This window comes from Ideonella azotifigens (genome assembly GCF_006519715.1).
GTDB classification, from domain to species: domain Bacteria; phylum Pseudomonadota; class Gammaproteobacteria; order Burkholderiales; family Burkholderiaceae_C; genus Ideonella; species Ideonella azotifigens.
Genome location: NZ_VIDT01001146.1, coordinates 1 through 1,132 on the forward strand (window position 1 = coordinate 1; position 1,132 = coordinate 1,132).

The 1,132-nt window shown below is 71.1% G+C and carries 1 protein-coding gene; it reads left to right on the forward strand.

What is annotated here, in order from left to right:
• The coding region (locus tag FKP22_RS31225; protein ID WP_141292043.1) for an AMP-binding protein at positions 1–1,132 on the forward strand (1,132 nt) is incomplete at both ends.

Consider the following 1,132-nt stretch of genomic DNA (forward strand, 5'->3'; position numbering starts at 1 on the left):
ACGCCAACTACCCGGCCGAGCGCCTGGCCTACATGCTGGCCGACAGCGGCGTGGCGCTGCTGCTGGCGCACACCCGCACCCAGCGCGGCCTGCCCGCACCGGCAACGCTGCTGCTGGACACGCTGGACCTGGCCGACCAACCGACGCATGCGCCCGAGGTGCCACTGCACGGCGAGCACCTGGCCTACGTCATCTACACCTCCGGCTCCACCGGCCAGCCCAAGGGCGTGGCGGTGGCGCACGGGCCGCTGGCCATGCACGTGCAGACCATCGGCCTGGCCTACGGCATGCGGCCCGAGGACCGCGAGCTGCAGTTCGCCTCCATCAGCTTCGACGGTGCGCACGAGCGCATCTGGGTGCCGCTGGCCTTCGGCTCGGCGCTGATGCCGCGGGACGAGGAGCTGTGGTCGGTCGAGCGCACCTGTGAGGAGATCCAGCGCCACGGCATCACCATTGCCTGCTTCACGCCCAGCTACCTGCACCAGATGGCCGAGCTGATGGGCGAGGCCGCCAGCCGGCTGCCGATCCGCTCGTACACGGTTGGCGGCGAAGCCATGCCGCGCACCAGCCTGGCGCTGGTGCATGCGGTGCTGAAACCCGAGCGCGTGATCAACGGCTACGGCCCGACCGAAACCGTCATCACGCCGACGATTGCAAAGGCCGAGCGTGGTGAAAACTTCGACGCCGCCTACATGCCCATCGGCCGCCTGGTCGGTGACCGCACGGCCCATGTGCTGGACGCCGCGCTGCGGCCGCTGCCGCCCGGCGTGGCCGGCGAGCTGTATCTCGGTGGCAGCGGCCTGGCGCGTGGCTACCTGGGCCGCGCCGGCCTGAGTGCCGAACGCTTCGTGGCCGATCCGTTCAGCGAAAACGGCGCGCGCCTCTACCGCACCGGCGACCTGGCTTGTTGGCGTGCAACTGCGGCCCCCAGGACCGGGCTGCCGCCCGGCCCGCCCCCCAAGGGGGACCAGGAACTCGGGAGCGGCCCGTCGTTCCTGGATGGCCAACTGGAATACCTCGGCCGCATCGACCACCAGGTCAAGATCCGAGGCTTCCGCATCGAGCTTGGCGAGGTCGAGGCCCAGTTGCTGGCGCAGCCGGAAGTGCGCGAGGCGGTGGCCGTGGCGCTGCC